At 62.2% G+C, this 304-nt stretch carries 1 protein-coding gene; it reads right to left on the bottom strand.

What is annotated here, in order from left to right; genetic code table 11:
* Positions 1–258: cation:proton antiporter (locus EXE44_RS18915; protein ID WP_199241300.1), on the bottom strand; the 258-nt coding region annotated here is incomplete at its 3' end.
* Positions 259–304: the final 46 nt, after the last annotated feature.

Raw genomic sequence — 304 nt, 5'->3', positions numbered from 1 at the left:
GATCGAGACGAGCCGGATGCTCACTTTCGTGGCCCGCCGAATGTTCTCGATCCGGAGATGGAACGCCCCCTCGAAGACGATGATCGCGACCGAGAGGCCGACGATGGCGGGAAGCGACGCGAACGTGTTCGGCGTGATGACACCCAGCCCCTCCGGCCCGAGGATGAGTCCCGAGATCAGCAGAAAGACGATGCTCGGGACCGCGAACCGATCGGCGAGAAGCTGTGCGAGCACGCCGATAGCGATAATCGCCGCCACCAACGGAATCAGCTGACTCGTCACAGTTTGGTCTCGACGAACCTTC

This window comes from Halorubrum sp. SS7 (assembly GCF_005435055.1).
Taxonomy (GTDB): Archaea; Halobacteriota; Halobacteria; order Halobacteriales; family Haloferacaceae; genus Halorubrum; species Halorubrum salinarum.
This window is presented reverse-complemented; position numbering and strand designations above follow the sequence as displayed.